This is a genomic window from Mycolicibacterium neoaurum ATCC 25795 (assembly GCF_000691525.1).
Classification (GTDB): domain Bacteria; phylum Actinomycetota; class Actinomycetes; order Mycobacteriales; family Mycobacteriaceae; genus Mycobacterium; species Mycobacterium neoaurum.
In genome coordinates, this window is the sequence record NZ_JMDW01000012.1 from 264,655 (window position 1) to 287,672 (window position 23,018).

Below are 23,018 nucleotides of genomic sequence, written 5' to 3' on the forward strand. Positions count from 1 at the left end.
CCGGACCAAGGCCTTGGCAAGCTAGCCGTGCCGTGAAGCAAAACGTCGCCGGTAGTATGCGGCAAGCCCTGGGACGTGCGATGGAGAACCCCGCACGCCGTCCTCGTTAGTCCCGCTTCATGCTCCTGACATGTATGAGGTAGCCAATCACGAGCGCCATTCGTCCTACTAGGTAGTCGCTTGCGTCACCCGGTACCGGATGGGTGTTGGTCTCGCGGTGCCTAATCTCGAAAGTATTGCCTATTTTGGTGAGCGCAGTCATGTCTTCGTCAACCACGGCCCGGAATGCGTCTGAATCAATATTGGATAGCAGAGCGGCAATCTGAGCCTTCTTATTCGCACCAGGCTCGATCGTTTTGAGACGCTCGAAAGCATCCCATAACCGTTCCATAGCTAGTCGCCGCTCCTCAGGCCTGTGCGACATGTACATGGTTCGACCCTGCTCGATCAGCTCGTCCAGCCCTTCGTTGCCCGTGGGAGCCCGTATGGCACCCAATGCAGTAGTGGTTTCTTCGCAGCCGTTCCGCCTGATTCTGTTCTCATCAGTTAGCTCGAAGACGCTTCCACCCCTTTGAAGAATGCGGTTCACTTCGGCGCGAAACCGAACTCGTCCAGTACGCGCGTCGAATGTGAGTTCCCAGTGCCTCAAGAAATCGTGATACTTAGCTTGCTTGGGCAGTCCGACATGATCGCATGCGTATTCCATCAAATCCAGTACTGCCACGTCGTCGGTAGTAGTAGTTTTGGTGAACGGCCATGTCAGGGTAGGTATCACGGCAGCGAGGTTTTCCCGAAGAGCCGCCGTGTTTGTACCGACAATCCCGTTACCGTCGTGGCACGTCTCCGGGAAAGACTCTGCTAGCCAATTCGACTCGACCTTGTTGCGAAAGAGGCTGACTAGACCAGTTCGTGTGGCGGTCGAAAGTGCCTCCGTGTGTTGTGCAACCGGCCCATACGTTCGATCTGAGTAAAACCGTTGGGTATCCACACCCACATAGTGACGTAGAACCGCTGAAAAGTGACAAAAAGCGCCCGCGCCTTCCGCGCGATGTCCAGTAGGTAGCGATTCGCTCGGGCAGCGTACGAGCCGCCAGCATCCGAGATTTGGATACCGTGATTTATGAACAGACGGGTTAACGACCGGCAACTCGAAGTCCTTCAGTGGATCGCCGACGGCTGCCCTGCGGGCAAATGGCCCGAGGGCAACTTCTCGCATAAGACCAGCGCCTCGGCCCTTAAGGCCCGCGGTCTGGTGACGATCAAGGGCCACGCCAGGACATGGTCTGCAGCGGTCACAGAGGCGGGCAAGCACTACATCGAGCATGGTGTTTTCCCCCTGGAAGCCGTCCCTCGACACCTGGTCAATTTCCCTGTCCGCGACCGAGCAGGCGAGCCACCGAATCTCAACCTCGGCGAAGGCGCGTCAGAGACACTACGACTGGCTAAGGCGCTAATCGAGCAGCTGCAGGAGTCAGGGAAGATCACTGTCGCCGACCCGACGGAGTCAACCCGCGCACATTATCGTCGTGTGCTGCACGCGTGCAGAGCACACCACCTTGTACCAGCCGGGCACGACCTACGCTCTACGGGCCGCAGCTCCGGTGACATCGTCGTCATCCTCGGCACCGGTTCGCCTGCGGAGACGTCGGACTGGGACCGCATCAGAACGACGACCAGAAAGATCACGACAAACATCGAGGCACTCCGAGCCGCACTGGAGACAACCTCAATACTCAAGCAGATCAGCAAGGACCTGCGACCCCGTGCCATCGAGATACTGCTCGACTTAGCAGCGGACCTACTCGCCCACGAGGTGCGGCTTGGTGCCAACGTCAAGCTCAAGACCCCGAAGCTGTTCATCCAGGCCGGCTCTCGACGCCCAACCCTCACACTCACCGAGCTTTTGGACGAGGTCCCCCACATCCCGACAGCGGCCGAACAGCGCGAGCTGCGGCGTACGCCTTGGAAGCAGGTCCCGAAATCCGACCGAGTGCCGTCCGGCCGACTGCATCTCCAGGTGGAGAGAGACGGCTCGCACATGACGAAACCCGACCGCAGCGGCTACTCCCAGTACAAGCGCAATGGCGACGAATGGTTCGACGAGAAGAGGAAGACCCTCGAACGCCAGATCCCCGAAATCGCAAGCGCCATCAAGAAGGGAACGGTCGATGACGATGACGCCCGCGAACGCGAAAAACAACGGCGCGTCGAAGCTCACGAAGCACACGAGCGTGAGCAGGCGGCCCAAAGGCGAGCCTGGGAAGACCTACGAAACTGCGCCCGGGAGAAGGCAATCGTCGAACTGCGCGAGGCTACCTTCGTGCGCATGTTTGAGGCTTGGCAGGGAGCTCAGGAGTTGCGCGCCTTCGCGGCGCGACTTGAGGCGGCGACCTCGCAGGGACTGCTGGAGAGCCGCCCCAAGCTACGGGAATGGCTCGAATGGGCGCGCTCCCGCGCGGACGTGATGGACCCCGTTACGAATCTGGAGCATCTGGACGACGATGTGTTTAAAGCCGAGCCCTCCGCGGACGACCTGCGACCCCACATGGAGGGCTGGGACCCGTCGGCCCCGCACAAGGACTACAGCGCAAGCTTCAGCAAGCCCGAGCAGCGACTCACACACGTGCCACAGCCGCGGCCGTGGCATCCGGGCATGCAAGGCAGACCCAGCTGGTGGCGGCACTAGGCGCGCGGGCGAAATCCGACAACGCCAGCGATCGCTAGTCATCGTTGGCTCACAGATTGATGGCATACGCAGTAGTTCACACATCAACGTCTTCTGACGACGGCAGGCCAATAACTTCACACGTTGAAGCGAAACGTGTCTTGATCGCAAGATTGATACACGTGTCAAGGTACTCTCGTCTCACCATGAAGACCGCATCGCTCCGAACAGCCCTGTACCTGCGCGTATCACTCGATCGCACGGGTGAGCAGCTGGCCGTCGAGCGACAGCGGAACGACGCCGAGCGTGTCGTCAAGCAGCGCGGCTGGAACATCGTCGACACCTACACGGATAACTCTGTGAGCGCGGCCGGCAAGAAGGAGCGGCCGGAGTTTACGAGGATGCTCGACGCCATCAAGCGCGGCGAGATTCAGGCCGTCGTTGCTTGGTCCCTCGACCGCCTTGCACGTAACGCACGTGACCGCCTGGCACTCGTCGAAGCATGTCGAGACCATGGCGTCATCATCGCGCTCGTCCAAGGCTCTGACATGGACCCGACCACAGCATCCGGACGACTGGTTATCGGAGTGCTCGGCGAAGTCGCCGAGATGGAGATTGGACTGAAGAGTGAACGGCAGACAGCCGCGGCCGTCCAACGTTCAAACCTCGGCCGCCCCCCGCTTGGGACGAGGCTAACGGGCTATACGCCGCAGGGTGACACCGTCGCCCAGGAGGCCGAGCTGGTGCGGCGAATCTTCAAGCTGTTCCATGCGGGCGAGTCACTGCGTTCGATCACACGCCTGCTGACAAATGAAGGCGTCACCACTCGCAAGGGCCGTCCGTGGAATCCGTCAAGCATCCGGGGCATCCTGACGAATCCGCGCTACGCGGGTCGCGCCATCTACCAGGGCGAAACCACAGGGAGACAGGGCAATTGGGAACCGTTTGTCAGCGACGACGTGTTCGACCTCGTGCAAGCGCGCCTGGCAGATCCACGCCGCAAAACAAATCGTGTCGGCACCGACCGCAAGCACCTCGGCTCGGGGCTGTATCTGTGTGCGGCCTGCGACCAACCAACGTCATCGTGGTCCCAGGGGCGATACCGCTGTAAGGACAAGCACGTCAACCGATCGCAGTCACAGGTTGATCAGTACGTGCTCGACGTGATCGCGGAACGTTTACGACAACCCGATGTAGCAGACCTACTGAAACCAGCCACCGAAGACCTAGCTCCCCTGCTGGTCGAAGTCGAGCGGTTGCGAATCAGACTTGTCAGCGTGGAGTCCGACTACGACGCAGGTCTCATCGACGGCCGCAGATTCGCTTCTGCCAACGAGTCCATTCGCGCGGAACTCGCTGCCGCACAACAGAAGATGGCCACATCTAACCAGGGTGCAACACTGGCCGAGCTTCTGGGGAGCGAAGACCCTGCAGCGGAGTTTCTGACAGCAGGGATCATGAGGCAGCGCGTAGTGGTGGACTCGCTGGCAACTGTAAGACTTCACCGAGGCACTCGCGGTTCGCGCGTGTTTGATCCCCAAACGGTCCAGATCGATTGGGCGGGCTAGTGACACCGCCTGTCAGCGCGGCCACCACTGCAGCCCGCTGAAGGGCTGTAAGAGGTGGCGCCTTGGAAACAGTCTCGCGGATGGCGCGTAGCCTCCGCTCCGCTTCAGTCTCGCGACTGGCTTTCTGGCACTCCGACATTCATCGGTACCCCCTGCGACTTTTCCCAGGCCCGACCCATGCGGCGGATTCCTCAACGCGGCCCGGCAGTCGCAGCCCCCGCGTCGAGAAGATAGGTACCCGAAAGCCCGTTCACCCGCAACCCCGACACGCCGTGGTCCAGATCTTCGGATACCAACGACGTCGCGACCAGTTGGGCCACCCATGGGTCGTCGACACGCATCTCGGCGTGTCGAGTTGCCATCTCGAACACCCGTGCTAACTTGGCGCGACCAGTGGACGCGCACAGCACTTCAGACATGCAACGAAACTCAGGCGGTTGATCCCGCAAGCGTCCAGTGCTCAATTCTTGAGCGGGTACCGAACGGCAACGGGTTAGCGTTGCCACCAGGAAAGTAAGTCATGTCTGAGGCTCCAATTATTGACGCAGCCAACATCGCCGCATACCGCGGCGCGACCATCGATGCCCCCGAAGAATTCTTCCTGAACTCCGGCAGCGACCAGCTGGAGAAGATCTACCGTTGGGCGCGGGCACGGTACGCGGCACCATGGGCGGTGTTCTTTGGAGTGCTGCTGCGCGTAGCCGCGAGCGTCCCGCCATCGGTGCAGTTGCCGCCCGTCATTGGTGGGCGGGCCAGCTTAAATCTGTTCTGCGCTTTCGCGGGCAAGTCGGGCAGTGGCAAGGGTGTCAGCGACAACGTGGCGCGGGCAGCGTGGCCAGACGACATCATCGAGCTGCCAATCGGTTCCGGGGAAGGCATCGCCGAGCAGTTCTCGCGCGGGAAAGCTGGGGCGGCAGGCATTCCGGTGATTTTCACGGCATCGGAGATCGACAAGATCGCGGGCATCGCTGGTAGAGCCGGCAGTATCTTACTTGCCGAGTTGAAGGCCGCCGCGATGGGCGAGCCGATTGGCCAAGCGAACGCCAAGGAGGACACCACGAGGATCGTAGTGGCGCACTCGTATCGGATGTGCCTGTCAGTCGGGGCGCAGCCGGGCCACACGGGTGTGCTCTTCAACGACACCACCGGCGGGACCCCGCAGCGGTTCTTATGGGCACCGACCACTGATCCGAGCATGCCCGACACCGCAACTGAGCCTCCGCCTCCACTCGACACGGCGTTGCCGATATGGGAGCCCGGCGAGGACGGGGTAGTGGAGGTCGTCTACGGGCCGCCAGAAATCAAACAGACCATCGTTGCGGCCCACATCGCCCGGCAGCGTGGCGAAGGGAACGCGCTCGACGGCCATATATTGCTGATGCGATGCAAGGTCGCCGCGCTTTTGGGGATCATGCACGGGCGCGTCGAGGTCAACCAGTGGGATTGGGACATGTCCGCGGAAGTCATGGCGGTGTCTGAGCAGACCCGCACTGAACTGGTCGACCATGGCACTAAGGCCGCCATCGAGCAAGCGCGTCGGGAAGGCGAGAAGCGAGCTGCAATCAACGAGGCACAAGCTCGGTATGCGCTGGAATCTGTGAAGGCCAGCATTGTTCGCTTCCTCGCGGTAGGCGAGCAAGCGGGTGGCGATCTGAAGCGCAGGTTGGGTAGCAGCACTGGTAGGCGCAAATTCTTCGACGAGGCAATCGCGGAACTGATCGACGAGAATGCAATCGAGCCTGTGCGTGTCACCGGCGGGACCCGATACCGGCTCATTCACTGTGGTCACGGTGACCAGACTGGTCACCCCACAAACTCGCATGTCAAGGCCGGTGACCGCCCTGGTCACGGTGACCACGGCGGTAGCGCGACGGATCCGGACAACCACCAGGAGGAAAAGGCCGGCAAGGCGACGCTGTCCTGCCAGAAGTGGTTTGATCAACACATCGCGGAACGGGTCGCGGCAGGAGAAACGATCGTCGAGTCTTCTGCCGTCTACGACGCTGGCCGCGCCGCCGGTTACAGCGATGGCAGCCTCTATGTCGCTAAGACCAAGCGTCGCGACATCCCAGTGGCCGACCGTCGTGGCCGCAAAGGCTGTACGTGGTCTCTGGCCAAGGTGGCCTAGCGCGCATCCCGGTTGCTAGCCCGACTTCCAGAGAGAGAAGAGTCGCTGGCCGTACGAGGCCCGGCGGGGTGGTGCCGATCGGGGCACCCCCCAGGGGGGCGATCAGTTCTCAGCTCGCATAGTTGTAGACAGTCTGGCGGCTGATCCCATACTCACGGGCAAGGGTAGTGACGGACTCACCGGCGGCCAAGCGACCGCGGAGTTCTCCCGCCCGATCGTCGGTGAGCGCCGCTTTCCGACCCTTGTACTTGCCAGCAGCCTTGGCAATGGCAATGCCTTCGCGCTGCCGTTCAAGGATCAGTGACCGTTCGAACTCGGCGACGGCCCCCAGCATGGACAGCAACAGCGTATTCATCGGCGAGTCATCACCGGCGAAAGTCAGGTTCTCTTTGACGAACTCAACCTTGACGCCTTGGCCGGTGAGTTCCCTGACCAAACGTCGGAGATCTTCGAGGTTGCGTGCGAGGCGGTCCATCGAGTGCACCACAAGCGTGTCACCCTCACGGGCGTAATCGACAGCACGGGCCAACTCGGGGCGGTCGGTGTCCTTGCCACTGGCCTTGTCCGTAAACACCTTGTCCAGCTCGACCCCATCAAGTTGACGAACGGTGTTTTGATCGGCGGTACTCACTCGCAGGTATCCGAGGCGCTGCCCCACGTCCGTCTCCATCACTAGGCGCTTGTCAACATAGACTCGAGGACTTGGATGGACGACTGTCAATCAATGCGCCGATGGATTCTATTTTGACAGCCAGGAGGGAAGTGGCGGGTGTCCACTATGGGTGTGCCCTAGCTGGACAGCGCAAGATCGCGTGCCACCTAGACCTACGAATCCGAGCCGTCGCTAAGTCTCCCGTCCGACGAATGAGTTCGCTACAGACTCCAGGTCCTCATATGCCAGCGCACGTAGGGACTGACCGCTGCCCAGCTCCCAGACGGAAAACCCATCCTTGCCGTCTGGGGTGCCGTCGGCTTTCCAGGTTCCCTCGGTAACGAACTTCACCTCGATCGTCGTCGGCACATCCTTATGAGGCTGGATGGTCAACAACTTCCGGCGCGCGTCGCTTTCAACAAGGTGATGGCCCTTTGTGTCGACACAGAGCACCTTCTCGTCCACCCAAATGAGGAAATCTGGAAAGAACCACACCGTCTGGCCGAGAGTTACAAGAGGGATTTTGTACCCCGTCTGCGATCGATTTCGAGCCCAAGGAAAACCGGTTTCATCAACCGCGCGCGCGAACCGTCGTTCCAGTTCGTTGAGGCCGTCGTAACCCTCGTGGAGTGCGTTCTTGAATGTATCCATACCGCCGCGGCGCACGAGAGTACTGCCGATAGTGTAGGGCTTCGGCTTGAGCTGCTTGACGATCGCATGGCGAAGATATTCATCGACTGCATCGGCAGCACTTTCCGTCAAGCTCGCGTACGCGCTGCTACCCACACCAACCTTGGCATCGTATTTCTCCGTATCGGTGTTCATCACCATCAAGGCAGGCCGGTAGCGGCGAGCTACTTCCCGCCGGAATACCCATCGGGCATTAACTCGGTTGGATTGCTCAAAGTCCACCCATTCAGAATCGACAGCTTCGCCTGCGCCGACGGCCTGCTGAACGGTGCGACGTCGACCAACGCCTCGTGTGTTCACGGCATCAATTGAATAGTCGTGGACCTTCGCAAGCACCCTTTCCACCGGCTTCACAGTTGGCGTGTTATCAATCGCGGTGCGAGGAACAGTTAGCGATTGCTTCGCAGCTAAGCTCTGGGGCTCTTCCGATCCCGGAGGCGACGTGAGAATTCGTACCTCTGGAGCTTCACTACCGAGACCTTTACGAACCTCGTCCACAACTTGGGCAAACGTTTCGTTCCTGTCGACGCGCACGTAGAAATGAGCGGTATTTAAGCGATCGGATTCGTAATGCGTGGAACCGGGTTGCCTGAGCACGCGCCCGACCACTTGGGTGATCTGGGTCGAAGACTCCATAGTCTTGTCCACGTAGGCGAAGTAGACGGTAGGGTCGTCCCAGCCTTCTTGAAGGGTCTGATTGAAAATGACGTGGCGGAAGTTTCCGGCAAGGAAGTCTTCGTAGTCGCTCTCACCACCGTTAAAGAGCGTGAAATCGGATGGAAGCGGAAAGTCTTTATGTGTCCTGAGGTCTGCGTAAACCGCTACCTCGTCTGACGGTACGTCGCACTGCTCTGTGAGGTAGCGCCAGATCTGGATCGGCGGAGCCTGCCGCTGATCGAATGCCTGCTTTGGGTCGTCCGTCTGGCTGGCGTCATCGGCAAGCACATTCGTATTGCAGACGTAGATCGCTTTCGGTGAAAAACTCAGCCCTGCAGCACGGACGTCGTCCTCTGCATCACGCATATCCGACAGCATCGTTGAGATGGTTTCCTGCATAGGCGCATTGAGGCCGTCAAGTGAGATGATGCCCTTCACCAGGCCCGACGCAACAACAGTCGATGACTTGACCGAAGTGATCAGGTCTTCATCTTTGTATTCGCCCTGTGTTCGCAACGGCTGGATGACGTCCGCATCGAACTGGGCCGGGAACCGCAAGGTTGCACTCGCAAGAAGGAACACGGCCGGCTGCTGCTCAAGAAGCAGCGTCGTCTGTTGATCGCTGAGGTTCTGAGCCTCGTCATACACAATTACAAGTGGGCGACGCTGACCGTCAAACGTCTCGCGGGCCTTAAGCGCCTCCCACCGGGTGGACTCGATGTTGTCAGTATCAAGCGAGAAGATTCTGAGCTTGCTGTTGTCGCGGTCCCTTTGGTTGAAAGTGCCAACCGTGGCGAAGAAGAGTATTGCGCTTCTTGCATTGGCGACTTCTTCCGGGTCGTACTCACTGAGCAAACGCACCGTGATGTCCGGCAGCAGGTGCGAATACTTGCCGCCCTCCGCCAGATTCGCATAACTCTGCTGGACGACTACCTTTCCCTTGGATAGCCACAGGATTACCGGCGGAATCTCCGACAACGCCGCAATTTCGCTAACTGCCTGCGCCAAAATTGCAGTCTTGCCGGAACCCGTGATGGAGGACAGCGCTTGGTAGAACGCTACGTCGCGCGTATTCGCGCGCCGACCCATTACGATCGGCTGAGAGCTGTACTCCATATAGCGATCGGCCATCTGTGAGGCGGCGTCCTGCTGGAACTGGAAAAGTTCAATCCCCATATGCTCACACTTCCTCTGTGAACGACTCTGTACGGACGTCCAGGCCAAAGTCGGACAAGATGCGATCGGGAATTTGGTACCAGATGACATCGTCCGTGACGATCAGGTTGCGCCTGCTGTAGACGTGGTAGACCTCAGCTAGCCCGGCCGCCTCAGCCTCCTGAGTAATCTTCTCGTATGCATCTTCGGTGAGATCGGTGTTCGAGCCCGCGCCCGACCACACGAGGTAAATACCCTCATTAGCGGCGTTCTTCGCCACAAGATACGTATAAGGTTCGGCGTCTCCGCCCAGCGCTATGAGCGTGGCATTCCGACGCATACCCGTGCTGGAATGCGAAGCGATGACGGTATCAATCATCTCGTCACGCTCCATAAGAAGGAGTGTCTTCGCATCGACCTTCTTCTCAAGCGTCTTAAACGTGAACCCACCGCCTAGAGGGGCGGTTGCCCTTTTTGACCAATCGCCGTCGATCACTCTGCGGAGGCGTTCGACCGTCAGCGTCTTTGCATACGAATCCCCGTTGTCTGGGCGACCCTGCTCTACCAAGATGAAACGTCTGTCCGCCCCCTGGACCTCATTGAGTTCGAGCACCGCGTGACCGGTCGTGCCAGAGCCTGCAAAGGGGTCCAGCACTGTTCCATTGGTCGGGCACCAGATCTGAATCAGCTTGGTGATCAGCTTCATTGGCTTGACGGTCTCGAACCCATGGCCCGAGCCGACGATGTTAGACAACTCGGTGACGCCGGTCTGGCTGTGCCCAGAATCCTCGTGGTCCCATGAAACGTCGCCCAGGACCTCCGGATCTTCTATGTCTTCATCTGCCCAATAGGTCAGCGGGACTCGTCCCTTCTTAACGTCCTCCAAATAGCGTTTCAGTTGTGGCCGGCCATTGCCCTCGATGCCAAAGTAAATTTCTGGCCAAGGGCCGTTGTCCAGCTTCCGGAGCGCTGCCGCCTTCGCTGCTTTCATTGGAGTCTTGAGGACGAGCGCCTTCACTGCGCGGACGTCGCTCTCGTCAACGCCCGCGATTTCAGCGCGGAGTTTGGCGTCGTCCAACGTACGGAGCGTGTAGTCAGCACCCCACTCCTCCAGAATCCGCTTGGTCACGCGCTGCGGATACACCCAGCATCGGCCCGCAGGCGGGTATTGCATCTCGCCTGTGAAAGGTGACTGAATCCCGTAAACCATCCCTTGGTGTGTACGGGCCTTTGGTCCCGTGGCGTTTTCACTCTTCCAGAGCTGAGTGTCGCCATCTCGGTTGATGTATCGGGCATTCATGGACTCGGTGCGTGTCTCTAGGCCGGTCTTGGCCATCTTTTCGTTGCGCGCGTAGACAAGTACATACTCGGTCGCGGTGGAAACGTGTCGGTTGTCCGATTTCGGCGAGTATGATTTCTGCCAGTTGATAATCGCGAGGCGATTCTCTTCTCCGAAGAGTTCGTCAAGCATCTGACCGAGATGGAACAGCTCGCGGCCGTCAATACAAATGGCTAGCACGCCAGAAGGCTTCAGCATGGCCCGCATCATCTGAAGCCGCGGATACATGAACTTCATCCACTTGGTGTGTTTCGCAGGGTCGTCGCTGCCTACGAACTCGCCCAAATCAGGGTCGTTTGGGTCCTTGTCCCATTTATCGTTGTATCGGAAGTCATTGCCCGTGTTGTAGGGCGGATCCGTCATGATCATGTCGATCTGGCCGCGCTCGCGGTATAGGGAAGCCAGCGCCTGGAGATTGTCGCCCTCGATCACTAAGTTCCGTGACCGACCGTACTCGTCACCCGTACTCAGCGACTTGATCGTCCTCTGGTTGCGCGGGCGGACCCGTCGTCCGAGCTGACGCGCCACCACCTTGCCAGGGAACGAGAGATTCACCCCCGCTCCTGTCTTCTCGCGGATCATCTCGACAAGCTGCTCGACTGGCAGCGCCTCAAGTCCGTTCACGTCATCCACCATGAGCTCCCCCTGGTTCGTCCGAACTAGCAAAGGTGCGGAGCGCTGTCCACGAAGAACGGCTCAGATGCGCACTTGAAAGCAGTACACCAGCTGCCACCGACAACCCGGAACACCGGGCCTCGGCGGCGTCCGCAGCGGTCAGAGGTTACGCTTTCTCGACTGTCCGAATGTTGCTTAGAACCGGACTGCGCTATGACGCCCTCGGCGGAGCCCCATCGCGAAGTGGTCCGGACGGGTGGAGCCTGAGAGCCAGATTTCGTTTGACCTCGACCGGCGATCTCTAAGCGGCATGTCGGTATTGTCCTGCATACTCCCGCCAGTGACATAGGTATGCGCAGAACGGACGTACGACAACCGAGCGAAGTATCGGAAATCGTGAGGGACCCGCGACTTCACCAGCGAGCTAACCTCCGCGACGCCTGGCCTTGCGCTATGGAAGGACGGTCGAACGCAACTATGTTGGATCCTGCGGCGAAGGTGGCCCGCGGAGAGCGGCCTCCAGACGTCAGCACCATCGATCCGACAGGCCGACGTAGCCTGTCTCCACGTCCGGGCAGATGGCCGACGACACCTTCTTTCAGACGCGCATAGCGAATCGCACTAATCATGGTTTGATCCTGGCTGCACCAAGTCGAATCTGTAGGAGAGCGTGTGTCTGATCTCAAGTTGTTCCGAATGGCGGCTGGCAATGCGACTGAAATCATGAGCAAGTCTGTCGCACTTGAGAAGTCGCTGCAGACCCTAATCGAGCAGAACATGGAGACGCTCTTTGGCGCTCGCTTTCTGGCGAGCGAGTACCACACCGGTGCAAAGCATCGGGGCCGCATCGACTCCCTCGGCATCGACGAGAACTTCACTCCGGTGATCTTCGAATACAAACGCGCGATTGACGAAAACGTGATTAACCAGGGCCTCTTCTATCTCGACTGGCTCCTCGACCATCGCGCGGAGTTTGAACTTCTGGTTCGCAAGACACTCGACGAAGAGACTGCCGGCACGATCGACTGGCGCAACCCAAGACTCATTTGCATCGCTAACGCCTTCACACGGTACGACGAGCACGCCGTGCTGCAGATCAACCGCGCGATTGAACTCGTGCGCTATCGCGATTTCGGCGGCGAGTTGCTTGCGCTTGAACTGGTCACAACCTCCAAAGCCGACGCGGTAACGAGCATTTCGCCTGAGTCGTTTGGCAAGACGAATAGGAAGGGGATCGGCACGAAGGGACAGAAGACATTCAGCGAGCTACTACTCCAATCTTCGGATGCCCTCAAGACCCTTTACGCCGACCTTGAACGGTATTGCCAGAACCTCGGTGACGACGTCACAGTGACCGTCCGAAAGAATTACACGGCGTTTCGACGGCTGAAGAATTTCGCATGTGTTGAGGTTCATCCACAGTCCAACAACTTGCTCGTGTATTTAAAAGTCGATCCCGAAACCATCGAGCTCACTCCCGGGTACAGCCGAGACGTCCGCGCGATCGGCCACTTCGGCACAGGTGACCTCGAACTTCGAGTGAGCACATCCGAACACCTACAGCAGGCTCTTCCCTTGGTTCGGTCGAGCTATGAAGCAAGCTAGCTGATACGAAACAGATCCGACCACTACGCGGCTTATGGTGCCTTAAGAAGAATGCACTGGTCGATCCAGCGCGCCAGAGTGCTTAGGACCGCAAGCTGTTCCAGTGCTTCTTGAGGGGCAATATCGGCCGTACCGTGTGTCGCCGGGTTCCGTATCGCGGCAAAGCAGCCTTGGCTGAATTGTAGAAGACCAGTACGCATTGCTCTGACTGTGAGATCCATGTCATCCCCCGGCCAACGCAGGCGTGGCTTGCCCGCCTCAGGAGGACTGAGCGAAAAGACTTGGGCCATTAGGGCGCTGTCTGACACATCTCTACGACCGGTGCGGTCCTGCACGTGGGCGTTGAGGAAGGTTGCCGCACGTTGGACTGCGGACTCGTGATGCTCGTCCCGCCATAGCTTTGCTGCGGCGTCCCACACCACAGCATGCAGTGAGTCGGCAGACATAGTCGGCGCTGATGTACCAAAAATATGTCGCTCGGTCTCGGCAGATGTGGCTAGGTGTCCCAACGCACGTCGGGCTAGGTCGATCCCGGCCCGTAGTTCTACTAAATTGCGGGCGTTTCTCGTTTTCAGCTGTTCGATGAGAGGTCCAACGCTCTTAATTCCGAGCACTAGGCCGATGACTCGTCGCGTCTGCATCTCGCGACCGAGCATGGCGTCGGTCGCCGGACCCGCTTCGCAGTAGGTGTGGGTGTCAACGGACCCAAAGCGATCGAGGGCAGCGAGCGCAGCGTCGCCCTGCTCAATCCACCAGGTCAGGACCTCTCTTGCCCACTCACGATTGACCGTCTCCGGCACGGCTTACCCCTTGCTTGTAGACGTTGATCCGAAACGGAACTCCACAACGTCCCCGTCGGCCATCACGTAGTCCTTGCCCTCCATGCGCACCTTGCCCGCCGCCTTGGCCGCGGCCATCGACCCGGCCTCGACCAGATCATCGAAGGACACGACCTCGGCCTTGATGAAGCCCTTCTCGAAATCGGTGTGGATCACCCCGGCCGCCTTCGGCGCGGTGTCGCCGCGGTGAATCGTCCACGCGCGGGCCTCTTTCGGTCCCGCCGTCAGGTAGGTCTGCAGATTCAGGGTGTGGAAACCTGCCCGCGCCAACGCATCCAGCCCGGGCTCGGTCTGGCCGATGGACTCCAACAGCTCGGCCGCCGACTCATCGTCCAACTCGATCAGCTCGGATTCGATCTTCGCATCCAGGAACACCGCATCGGCCGGGGCGACCAGCTCGCGCAGCTCGGCCTTCTTGGCCTCATCGGTGAGCACCGACTCGTCGGCATTGAACACGTAGAGGAACGGTTTGGTGGTCATCAGGTTCAGCTCGCGAAGGACCGACGCGTCCGCCCCCGCCGAGAACAGGGTCTTACCCGAATCGAGCACCGCCTGGGCGGCCACCGCGGCGTCGAGCAGCGGCTTGCGGTCCTTGTTGTTGCGGGCTTCCTTCTCCAGCCGCGGGACGGCCTTCTCCAACGTCTGCATATCGGCCAGGATCAGCTCGGTCTCGATGACCTCGATATCCGAGCGCGGGTCCACCCGACCGTCGACGTGCACCACATCGTCATCGGCGAAGGCGCGCACCACCTGGCAGATGGCATCGCACTCGCGGATGTTGGCCAGGAACTTGTTGCCGAGCCCGGCCCCCTCGGAGGCGCCCTTGACGATGCCTGCGATATCGACGAACGTCACCGGTGCAGGGACGGTCTTCTCCGAGCCGAAGATCTCGGCGAGCTTGTCCAGCCGCGGGTCGGGCAGCGCCACCACGCCCTCGTTGGGCTCGATGGTCGCGAACGGGTAGTTCGCGGCCAGCACGTCGTTCCGCGTCAGCGCATTGAAAAGGGTCGACTTGCCGACATTGGGGAGTCCGACGATTCCGAGGTTCAAGCTCACGGACTCCAGAGTCTAGAGGGTGTGACAGGCTCGCCAGCGCGTGCTGGCAGCGCCCACCCAGCGTCAGCCGGTACGGTCAACATGTGTCAGGTCAGCCCGAGCCGACGGAGTCGGTGTCCCACCGAACCGTCCTCCCCCGCATCCCGGGCTGGCCATCGGGACTGCTGCCCTGGTGGGGCGCTGTTCTGGTGGCCGTCACGGCAACCCTGGTCGGCTTCGCCTATCACGCCGGGGCCGGTACCGGCGAGCTCGGTGCGGTGTTCGCCACGTTCTATGTGTTGGGTTGTCTGGCGGCGGTGCTGCTGGTGCGTCGCTCCGGCATCTTCGCCACGGTCATCCAGCCCCCGCTGATCCTGTTCATCTCGGTGCCGTCTGCCTACTTTCTGATGCACAGCGGTCAGATCAGCGGTCTCAAGGACATCCTGATCAACTGCGGTTACCCCTTGATCGAACGCTTCCCGCTGATGTTCTTCACCTCGGTGGCGGTGTTGGCGGTCGGTGTGGCGCGCTGGTACCTGGACAAGCAGAGCGCAGATGCCGCCGAGGTCGCAGAGTCGGCGAACCCCGACGCCCCCGATCTGGCCGAACGTGTCGCTCGACGGCTGCGCCGCACCCAGGATCCCGATGCCGAGGAGCAGCCCGCACGCCGGTCGCGGCGGCCGCGCCAGACCGCCGCCCGCGCCGGCCAGGAGCGTGAGACCCGCCGCACCCGCGCGGGCCAACCGTCGCGTGCCCGGCACAACCGGCCGCCGGAGTCGGATATCGCGGCCTCGGCCGCCGCCGCCGACCGGCGCGAACGCGCCGCAACCCGGGAGCGCTATGGCCGCCCCCGTCCCGACGAGGAGCCGCGCGATACCCCGCCGCGCCGCGCACGCCGGACCCGCGAGCCTTCCGCACGCGATCCACGCGAACCCCGTCAGCCGCGCCGCACGCCGCCGCCGAGCCGCAGCCGCGCCGAAGACGCCCCGGATTCCTACGAGCGCCCGCGCCGCCGCCGTGAGTACGACAGCCCGTACGCCGATTACCAGCCCGGTTACCGGCCTCGCCCCGAGGACCGCTATCCGGAGTACCCGGACTATCCGGAGCCGCCTCGCCGCGCCGCCACCGAGGGTGCGCATCACCCGGTCTCGCGGGTTCGCTATCGCAGCACTGATGACGAGCGGCGCACCGAGCACCGCACCCGTCCCCGGGCCAGCCACCGCCGCGACGACTGGGACTAGCTAGGGCACGGCGCGCAGGAACGTGCCCGCCGCTTCGACCGCGGGCGCCGAACTGCCCGCATCGCTGACGAACACCGCCAGCGCCAGGTCACCACGGATGCCGACGAACCAGCCGTGCGCATGGGTGTCGTCGATATATTCGGCGGTTCCGGTCTTGCCGAGCAGATCGGGGATGTCCTGCAGCGCCGTCGCGGTGCCACCGGTGATGGTTTCGCGCATCATCGCCCGTACCTGCTCGTCGACGGACTGCGGTAACGGGTCGGGCGTCCGGTCGGGCACACCCGGGGAACCCTGCACGATGGTCGGGGCGGGCACCGATCCCTCCGCCAACGTCGCGGCCACCAGCGCCATCCCGAACGGCGAGGCGGTGACCTTGCCCTGGCCGATGCCCTCCTCGACGCGCAGCGCCGAGGTGTCCGCCGCCGGCACCGAACCGGTGACCGTGGTCATGCCGGGTGCGACGAAATCGATGCCGAGACCGAGTTGGGCGGCGGCCTTGGTCAGCCCGTCGGGCGGCAGGTTGACCGCGAGCCTGCCCATCGTGGTATTGCAGGACCGCGCGAACGCGGTGTGCAGCGGCACCTCGCCGAGGTCGAAATTGTCGTCATTGGGGATCTGGCGGCCCTCGATGTTCTCGGTGCCCGGGCAGCCGACGATGCTGTCCGGGGTCACCTGCCCGTCCTGCAGGGCCGCCGAGACGGTGACGGTCTTGAAGGTCGATCCCGGCGGGTAGAGGCCGGTCAGCGCGATCGGGCCCTGCGCATCGGCGGGGGCGTTCTGCGCGACGGCGAGCAGATTGCCGGTCGACGGCTGGATGGCCACGATGGCCGCGGGCGTGGTCAGCGATGCCAGGGCGGTCTCCCCGGCCAGCTGCATGCCGATATCGAGTGTGCTGGCGATATCGCCGACGGAGCCGGGGTCCTGTCCGCCGACGCGGGTGGGTCCGGTGGGGGTCTGCGCGGACACCGCCCAGCCGGCGGCCGCATCGGTGCGCTGCTGCCACAGCTCGGACAATCCGGACAGGGTCGGCGAGGTCAACGCGCGGTCGGTGGCCAGCAGCCGGGTCTGCGGGCGCAGGGTCACCTCCGGCAGCGCAGCCAGCTGCTCCCGGATCGGGGCGAGGTCCTCATCGCGCAGGGTGACGGCGGTGACGGGCGCACCCTTGGCCAGTTCCCCGCCGAGCCATTCCGGAGTGACCGTCGGCGCGATCGGATTGAGCAGTGCGGCAACGGCGTTGACATCGGCGCCGGGGGCGACGTCGACGAGGGTGACGATGTGTTGGGTGAGCAGGTCGGCACCGGTGCGATCGAGCACCCTGGCCGCCGGCTGCGGGGCCAGCGTGCCGAAGGACAGCGGGCCCTTGTCCAGACCGGGCGCGACGGTCGCCGCGTCCCAGCGGACCTTCCAGTCATCGCCCTCGGCGGCGGCCGACCCGGTCGTGGTGTAGGTCCACTCGGTCGTCTTCTGCGGCCCGAACTTCCAGGTTGCCGCCAGCGTGAAGGTCGCTTTGTCCTCTTCGCGTCGCACCTCGGAGACCTCGAAACGGACATCGGTGCCCAGGCTGGCGTAGAGGGCGTCCAAAGTTCCCGTCGCGGCGGCGGCATCGGTGGTCAGCGCTGCCGCGGCGGGGGCGTCACCGCGGCTGAGTGCCTCGGCGAACCCGTCGGTGGCGTTGTTCAGCCGGTCTTCGCTGTCGCCACAGCCTGCCAGCAGGAGCATGGCCACCAGGGCCACGGGAATGATGCGTCGCAGAGAGCCCACAACGCCCGAACGTACCCGGGTCAGCCGCGCGGCGGACGGATCTCCCGCGGCAGGGCGAACACCAACGTCTCATTGGCCGTGGTCACGGGCTGCACAGTGGCGTAACCGTATTCGGCGAGTCGGTCCAATACCCCGCGGACCAGGATCTCGGGCACCGACGCACCCGAGGTGACACCGACCGTCGTCACCCCGGAGAACCAGGCCGGATCGACATCGTCGGCGTAGTCGACCAGGTGCGCGGCCTTGGCACCGGCCAGCAGCGCCACCTCGACGAGGCGGACCGAGTTCGAGGAGTTCTTCGAGCCCACGACGATGACGAGATCACATTCGGGTGCCATCGCCTTGACCGCGACCTGGCGGTTCTGGGTGGCGTAGCAGATATCGTCGCTGGGCGGGTCCTGCAGCGTCGGGAACTTCTCGCGCAGCCGGCGCACGGTCTCCATGGTCTCGTCGACGCTCAACGTGGTCTGCGACAGCCAGATGACCTTGTTGGGATCGCGCACCGTCACCTTGTCCACGGCGTCGGGGTTGTCGACGACCTGGACGTGGTCGGGGGCCTCACCGGCGGTACCGACGACCTCCTCGTGGCCCTCGTGGCCGACGAGCAGGATGTCGTAGTCGTCGCGGGCGAAGCGCTTGGCCTCGTTGTGCACCTTGGTGACCAGTGGGCATGTCGCGTCGATGGTCTGCAGGTTGCGGGCGGCGGCCTCCTCGTGCACCGTCGGCGCCACGCCGTGGGCGGAGAACACCACGATGGCGCCCTCGGGGACCTCGTCGGTCTGCTCGACGAACACCGCGCCGGCCTTGGCCAGCGTGTCCACCACGTAGCGGTTGTGCACGATCTCGTGGCGCACGTAGATAGGAGCGCCGTGCTTCTCCAGCGCACGCTCGACGGTCTCGACCGCCCGGTCGACGCCTGCGCAATAGCCGCGAGGCTCGGCCAGCAGCACGCGCTTGCCGTCAACCCGCGCGGCCACCGAACTGGTGGCACCGGGAATTCCCATGTTGACGGTTGGTGGCATGCATCCAGGGTACTTACCCGCACCCGTCACGGGCCAGCCGTAGGCTGACCCCATGGCAACAGCACCATACGGAGTTCGATTGCTGGTGGGTGCGGCGGTGACCGCCCTGGACGAGACCCGCAAACTCCCCCAGACCATCCTCACCTATCCGATGACGGTGGCCAGCCAGCTGGCGCATCTGGTGATGAAGGTGCAGCAGGACGTCGCCGACCTGGTCAATCGCGGTGACGAGGCACTCGAGGAACTGTTCCCACCCAAGGACGAACAGCCGGAGTGGGCGACGTTCGACGAGGACGAACCGCGCGATCGCTTCGCCGACACCTCCGATGCGGACGGCGGCGAGGACCTCGCGTCGGTGACACGTCTCACCGAGGGCCGGTTCGCACTGTTCAGTGAGGGTGAGGCTCATTCGGAGGCCAATTCGGAGGTGCCGGCAGCGGCCACCGCACCGACGAGCAACGGCGAGGTTCCGGCGATCGTGGACAAGATCGGCTACGAGACACTGACGCTGGCACAGCTGCGCGCGCGGTTGACCTCGCTGAAGCTGACCGATCTGGAGGCACTGCTGGCCTTCGAGGAGGCCAACAAGGCCCGCGCCCCTTTCCAGACGCTGATCGCCAACAGGATCACCCGCGCGTCGGCGAAGTGAGCGAACCCGGCCAGTCCCCGGAGAACCCGTGGCCGGTCCGCGCGGTCGCGACACGGGTCGCCAAATGGATCGACCGGTTGGGCACCGTGTGGGTGGAGGGTCAGATCGCGCAGCTGACCATGCGCCCGGGTTCGAACACCGCGTGGCTGGTGCTGCGCGACCCGGCCGCGGACATGTCGCTGTCCCTCACCTGTCCGCGAGACCTGGTGGCCAACGCGCCGGTGAAGCTGGCCGAGGGTGTCCAGGTCATCGTCTATGGCAAGCCGCAGTTCTACACCGGCCGCGGGACGTTCTCGCTGCGGGTGACCGATATCCGTGCCGTCGGCATCGGTGAACTGCTGGCGCGTATCGAGCGGCTGCGCCGGTTGTTGGACGCCGAGGGGCTCTTCGACCCGCGACTCAAACGCCCGATCCCGTTCCTGCCCAACACCATCGGGCTGATCACCGGCCGGGCGTCGGCGGCCGAACATGATGTGATGGCCATTGCGTCGGCACGGTGGCCCGCGGTGCGCTTCGAGGTCCGCAACACCGCCGTGCAGGGCCCTAACTGTGTGCCGCAGGTGGTGGCCGCTTTATCCGAGCTGGACGCCGATCCGCATGTCGACGTGATCATCCTGGCCCGCGGCGGCGGCAGCGTGGAGGACCTGTTGCCGTTCTCCGACGAGACGCTGTGCCGCGCCATCGCCGCGGCCACCACACCGGTGATCAGCGCGGTGGGCCACGAGCCGGACAATCCGGTCTGCGATCTGGTGGCCGATCTGCGGGCGGCCACCCCCACCGATGCCGCCAAGCGTGTGGTGCCCGACGCCGCCGCCGAGCAGGCCGGGGTGACCGAGATGCGCCGGCGCAGCGCCCAGGCGTTGCGCAATTGGGTGCGGCGCGAGGCGCACATCATCGAGGGACTGCGATCGCGCCCGGTGCTGGCGCATCCGCTGCGGGCCCTCGACGCCCGCGCCGAGGAGATCGAGCGCGCGCGGACCACCGCACGCCGAGACATCAACCGGATGATCGCCGTGCAGACCGATCGACTCGAGCACCTGTCCGCGCGGTTGAGCACACTCGGACCGGCGGCGACGCTGGCCCGCGGATACGCGGTGGTGCAGGTGCTGGACGGCAGTTCCAGCGGGCAGGTCTTGCGGTCGACGGCGGACGCGTCGGCCGGTACACGACTTCGGGTGCGGGTTGCCGACGGCGCCGTCACCGCAGTGAGCGAGGGAGCAGATGAAGCCCATTAGTAAGTTGGGGTACGAAGAGGCGCGGGACGAGCTGATCGAGGTGGTACGCCAGCTCGAACACGGCGGGCTGGACCTCGACGCGTCCCTCAAGCTCTGGGAAAGAGGTGAGGAACTGGCCAAACGCTGTGAGGAACACCTGGCCGGGGCCCGCCAGAAGGTCGCCGACACGCTGGCCTCGGGTACCCCCGAAGAAGAGTGACGACGCAGCCGAATTAGTCGGACTTATCGGCCAGGACTTCAAAACTGGAACACGTTTCAGTTATCCTCGCCACATGGGTGACCCAACTTTGCGTACTGACCTGGGCCGAGTGCTGGTGACGGGCGGCTCCGGCTTCGTCGGCGCCAACCTGGTGACGACGCTGCTCGAGCGGGGGCACGAGGTCCGGTCCTTCGATCGGGTGCCGTCGCCGCTGCCTGCGCATCCCAAGCTGACGACCGTGGTGGGAGATATCACCAACGGCGAGGACGTCGCGACCGCCGTCGCGGGCATCGACACGATCTTCCACACTGCGGCCATCATCGACCTCATGGGCGGGGCCACCGTCACCGAGCAGTACCGGCAGCGCAGCTTCTCGGTGAACGTCGAGGGCACCAAGAACCTGGTGCACGCCGGTCAGCAGGCCGGCGTCCAACGATTCGTCTACACCGCCTCCAACAGCGTCGTGATGGGTGGTCAGGACATCGTCAACGGTGACGAAACCCTGCCCTACACAACGCGATTCAACGATCTGTACACCGAGACCAAGGTGGTCGCCGAAAAGTTCGTGCTGGGCCAGAACGGTGAGCAGGGCATGTTGACCTGCTCGATCCGGCCCAGCGGTATCTGGGGTCGCGGCGATCAGACCATGTTCCGCAAAGTGTTCGAGAACGTGCTGGCCGGTCACGTGAAGGTGCTCGTCGGCAGCAAGAACATCAAGCTCGACAACTCCTACGTACACAACCTCATTCACGGTTTCATCCTGGCCGCCGAACATCTGGTGCCGGGCGGCACCGCACCCGGGCAGGCCTATTTCATCAACGACGGCGAACCACTGAACATGTTCGAGTTCGCCCGACCGGTCGTGGTCGCGTGCGGTCGCAAGCTTCCCAACATCCGCGTCTCCGGACGGCTTGTACACAAGGCGATGATGGGCTGGCAGTGGTTGCACTTCAAGTACGGCATCCGCGAGCCACTGGTGGAACCCCTTGCCGTGGAACGGCTTTACCTGAACAACTACTTCTCGATCGCCAAGGCGCGGCGCGACCTCGGCTACGAGCCGTTGTTCACCACCGAACAGGCGATGGCCGAATGCCTGCCCTACTACACCGAGCTGTTCGACACGATGGTGGCTCAGGGCGCCCAGCCTGCTGTGGCCGCGGCACCGAAGAGCTGATCGTCGTCGGCCGGTTCACACCCCACAGGCCTCAGATATGGACAAGGCCGGTGGCGCTGTAGCGCCCCGGCCTCTGGCTTCCCGCACGGAGTCTACAGAACCGGGGAAGCTTGCCTCCAAGGATACGTGACGCCGCGCTGGGAAGCCAAACTCACCCCATCTCTTCGCAGTTCAGGGGATCTCCGCCGACAATCGCGCGCAACCGCCGGACAGTCATGGGCATCGCCGCCTCGGCAACGGTGGCGAGCAGCGTACGTGCATCGGCGGCCGGCGTCTGCGGCGGCACCACCCACAACAATGCCGTGCGGGAGTGGGAGCCGACCAGGTACAGCGTGTCCGGTGAGACCATGGCATATCGATCCACAGAGATCGCCGCGCCACCACGGATGACGCGCGCGGGCGCCGAAGGAAAAACACTGGCGTCGTACAGAACTCGGCGCACGGGGCCCAACCAGCGGCCCATCACCGATACCAGGTCCGGCAGTTCGGTCCGCAGGTCATAATTCGGCGGCCACCACGCGCCGTCGACGCTGCCCTGTACATCGGTGCGCCCGCAGATCGCGAGCCGGGTATCGGGCTGACATTGGACATCGACCACCGGCGATGCTCCCATCACTATCAGAGCAATCGCAGACGGCAACCGATGAATCGGGCACGCGAGAAACCCACGACTGCAACCAGCGTAGCCCGCGCCGCCCGCAATGATCCGATGCATCGCCGGAACGCAGGACAGTTCCAAAGACTGCCTAACCAACTGCGAGCTTGTTCGCTACTGTGACAGGCGTTCTA

Annotated in this window: 19 protein-coding genes; 9 read left to right on the forward strand and 10 right to left on the reverse strand. The window is 62.8% G+C overall.

Features of this window, described 5'->3' with window-relative positions; translation table 11 throughout:
* Positions 1–106 precede the first annotated feature (106 nt).
* The gene (locus IC40_RS26930; protein WP_138158173.1) at positions 107–724 is read right to left on the reverse strand and encodes a hypothetical protein; all 618 of its coding nucleotides are present in this window, start codon (positions 722–724) and stop codon (positions 107–109) included.
* Between the two features lie 396 nt (positions 725–1,120).
* Here IC40_RS26930 and IC40_RS0118925 point away from each other — a divergent pair, with 396 nt between their 5' ends.
* Entirely contained in the window at positions 1,121–2,686 is a 1,566-nt protein-coding gene (locus IC40_RS0118925; RefSeq protein ID WP_030136259.1) for a hypothetical protein, read from the forward strand.
* 185 nt (positions 2,687–2,871) lie between these two features.
* Complete coding sequence (locus IC40_RS0118930) at positions 2,872–4,233, forward strand: recombinase family protein (RefSeq protein WP_030136260.1); 1,362 nt, start codon at positions 2,872–2,874, stop codon at positions 4,231–4,233.
* A 191-nt stretch (positions 4,234–4,424) separates the two neighbouring features.
* Here the strand turns inward: IC40_RS0118930 and IC40_RS0118935 are convergent, their stop codons facing one another.
* Positions 4,425–4,595 (reverse strand): hypothetical protein, encoded by a 171-nt coding sequence (locus tag IC40_RS0118935; RefSeq protein WP_157837329.1) that lies wholly within the window; start codon positions 4,593–4,595, stop codon positions 4,425–4,427.
* A gap of 158 nt (positions 4,596–4,753) precedes the next feature.
* On the opposite strand from IC40_RS0118935, the gene IC40_RS26600 reads away from it, so the two are divergent.
* Complete coding sequence (locus IC40_RS26600; protein ID WP_051644382.1) at positions 4,754–6,361, forward strand: hypothetical protein; 1,608 nt, start codon at positions 4,754–4,756, stop codon at positions 6,359–6,361.
* A gap of 109 nt (positions 6,362–6,470) precedes the next feature.
* On the opposite strand, the gene IC40_RS0118945 is transcribed toward IC40_RS26600, so the two are convergent.
* The 3 genes from IC40_RS0118945 to IC40_RS0118955 all read right to left on the reverse strand — a co-directional run bounded on the left by IC40_RS0118945 (position 6,471) and on the right by IC40_RS0118955 (position 11,490).
* A complete protein-coding gene (locus IC40_RS0118945) occupies positions 6,471–7,031 on the reverse strand; it encodes a recombinase family protein (RefSeq protein ID WP_030136263.1) in 561 nt (186 codons plus the stop codon).
* A 174-nt stretch (positions 7,032–7,205) separates the two neighbouring features.
* Complete coding sequence (locus IC40_RS0118950) at positions 7,206–9,536, reverse strand: DEAD/DEAH box helicase family protein (protein WP_030136264.1); 2,331 nt, start codon at positions 9,534–9,536, stop codon at positions 7,206–7,208.
* Between the two features lie 4 nt (positions 9,537–9,540).
* Entirely contained in the window at positions 9,541–11,490 is a 1,950-nt protein-coding gene (locus tag IC40_RS0118955; RefSeq protein ID WP_036470295.1) for a site-specific DNA-methyltransferase, read from the reverse strand.
* A gap of 651 nt (positions 11,491–12,141) precedes the next feature.
* Here IC40_RS0118955 and IC40_RS0118960 point away from each other — a divergent pair.
* Positions 12,142–13,074 carry a DUF5655 domain-containing protein gene (locus IC40_RS0118960; RefSeq protein WP_030136266.1) on the forward strand — a complete coding sequence of 311 codons (933 nt, stop codon included), beginning with the start codon at positions 12,142–12,144 and terminating at the stop codon, positions 13,072–13,074.
* Positions 13,075–13,106: 32 nt separating this feature from the next.
* Here the strand turns inward: IC40_RS0118960 and IC40_RS27345 are convergent, their stop codons facing one another.
* Together IC40_RS27345 and ychF are read right to left on the reverse strand one after the other, a co-directional pair.
* Positions 13,107–13,874 (reverse strand): TIGR02391 family protein, encoded by a 768-nt coding sequence (locus tag IC40_RS27345; protein ID WP_199900932.1) that lies wholly within the window; start codon positions 13,872–13,874, stop codon positions 13,107–13,109.
* A gap of 3 nt (positions 13,875–13,877) precedes the next feature.
* Complete coding sequence (gene ychF, locus IC40_RS0118965) at positions 13,878–14,969, reverse strand: redox-regulated ATPase YchF (RefSeq protein ID WP_030136267.1); 1,092 nt, start codon at positions 14,967–14,969, stop codon at positions 13,878–13,880.
* Between the two features lie 83 nt (positions 14,970–15,052).
* Between ychF and IC40_RS0118970 the strand changes: the two genes are divergently transcribed.
* Complete coding sequence (locus IC40_RS0118970) at positions 15,053–16,189, forward strand: DUF6542 domain-containing protein (protein ID WP_036470298.1); 1,137 nt, start codon at positions 15,053–15,055, stop codon at positions 16,187–16,189.
* Here IC40_RS0118970 and IC40_RS0118975 read toward each other — a convergent pair whose 3' ends face one another.
* Together IC40_RS0118975 and IC40_RS0118980 are read right to left on the reverse strand one after the other, a co-directional pair.
* Positions 16,190–17,908 carry a penicillin-binding transpeptidase domain-containing protein gene (locus IC40_RS0118975; protein ID WP_042509935.1) on the reverse strand — a complete coding sequence of 573 codons (1,719 nt, stop codon included), beginning with the start codon at positions 17,906–17,908 and terminating at the stop codon, positions 16,190–16,192.
* A 62-nt stretch (positions 17,909–17,970) separates the two neighbouring features.
* Positions 17,971–18,972, reverse strand: coding sequence for a 4-hydroxy-3-methylbut-2-enyl diphosphate reductase (locus IC40_RS0118980; protein WP_030136270.1), 1,002 nt, complete (start codon positions 18,970–18,972; stop codon positions 17,971–17,973).
* A gap of 52 nt (positions 18,973–19,024) precedes the next feature.
* Between IC40_RS0118980 and IC40_RS0118985 the strand changes: the two genes are divergently transcribed.
* From IC40_RS0118985 to IC40_RS0119000, 4 genes are all read left to right on the forward strand, one after another.
* Positions 19,025–19,621 carry a lipid droplet-associated protein gene (locus tag IC40_RS0118985; RefSeq protein ID WP_030136271.1) on the forward strand — a complete coding sequence of 199 codons (597 nt, stop codon included), beginning with the start codon at positions 19,025–19,027 and terminating at the stop codon, positions 19,619–19,621.
* The gene (gene xseA, locus IC40_RS0118990) at positions 19,618–20,856 is read left to right on the forward strand and encodes an exodeoxyribonuclease VII large subunit (RefSeq protein WP_030136272.1); all 1,239 of its coding nucleotides are present in this window, start codon (positions 19,618–19,620) and stop codon (positions 20,854–20,856) included. Before IC40_RS0118985 ends, xseA begins: the two co-directional genes overlap by 4 nt.
* Positions 20,843–21,055, forward strand: a complete 213-nt coding sequence (locus IC40_RS0118995) for an exodeoxyribonuclease VII small subunit (RefSeq protein WP_030136273.1) — start codon at positions 20,843–20,845, stop codon at positions 21,053–21,055. Before xseA ends, IC40_RS0118995 begins: the two co-directional genes overlap by 14 nt.
* A 73-nt stretch (positions 21,056–21,128) precedes the next feature.
* Positions 21,129–22,229 (forward strand): 3-beta-hydroxysteroid dehydrogenase, encoded by a 1,101-nt coding sequence (locus IC40_RS0119000; RefSeq protein WP_030136274.1) that lies wholly within the window; start codon positions 21,129–21,131, stop codon positions 22,227–22,229.
* A 151-nt stretch (positions 22,230–22,380) separates the two neighbouring features.
* Here IC40_RS0119000 and IC40_RS0119005 read toward each other — a convergent pair whose 3' ends face one another.
* Positions 22,381–22,842: a DUF5994 family protein gene (locus IC40_RS0119005; RefSeq protein WP_051644384.1), complete on the reverse strand. Its 462-nt coding sequence runs from the start codon at positions 22,840–22,842 to the stop codon at positions 22,381–22,383.
* Positions 22,843–23,018 lie beyond the last annotated feature (176 nt).

Bases quoted from the DNA above. Each gene is read 5' to 3' on its own strand.
- IC40_RS0118925 (WP_030136259.1), top strand. From the start codon at position 1,121: ATGAACAGACGGGTTAACGACCGGCAACTCGAAGTCCTTCAGTGGATC.
- IC40_RS0118930 (WP_030136260.1), top strand. From the start codon at position 2,872: ATGAAGACCGCATCGCTCCGAACAGCCCTGTACCTGCGCGTATCACTC.
- IC40_RS0118935 (WP_157837329.1), bottom strand. From the start codon at position 4,595: ATGGCAACTCGACACGCCGAGATGCGTGTCGACGACCCATGGGTGGCC.
- IC40_RS26600 (WP_051644382.1), top strand. From the start codon at position 4,754: ATGTCTGAGGCTCCAATTATTGACGCAGCCAACATCGCCGCATACCGC.
- IC40_RS0118945 (WP_030136263.1), bottom strand. From the start codon at position 7,031: ATGGAGACGGACGTGGGGCAGCGCCTCGGATACCTGCGAGTGAGTACC.
- IC40_RS0118950 (WP_030136264.1), bottom strand. From the start codon at position 9,536: ATGGGGATTGAACTTTTCCAGTTCCAGCAGGACGCCGCCTCACAGATG.
- IC40_RS0118955 (WP_036470295.1), bottom strand. From the start codon at position 11,490: ATGGTGGATGACGTGAACGGACTTGAGGCGCTGCCAGTCGAGCAGCTT.
- IC40_RS0118975 (WP_042509935.1), bottom strand. From the start codon at position 17,908: ATGCTCCTGCTGGCAGGCTGTGGCGACAGCGAAGACCGGCTGAACAAC.
- IC40_RS0118980 (WP_030136270.1), bottom strand. From the start codon at position 18,972: ATGCCACCAACCGTCAACATGGGAATTCCCGGTGCCACCAGTTCGGTG.
- IC40_RS0118985 (WP_030136271.1), top strand. From the start codon at position 19,025: ATGGCAACAGCACCATACGGAGTTCGATTGCTGGTGGGTGCGGCGGTG.
- IC40_RS0118995 (WP_030136273.1), top strand. From the start codon at position 20,843: ATGAAGCCCATTAGTAAGTTGGGGTACGAAGAGGCGCGGGACGAGCTG.
- IC40_RS0119000 (WP_030136274.1), top strand. From the start codon at position 21,129: ATGGGTGACCCAACTTTGCGTACTGACCTGGGCCGAGTGCTGGTGACG.
- IC40_RS0119005 (WP_051644384.1), bottom strand. From the start codon at position 22,842: ATGGGAGCATCGCCGGTGGTCGATGTCCAATGTCAGCCCGATACCCGG.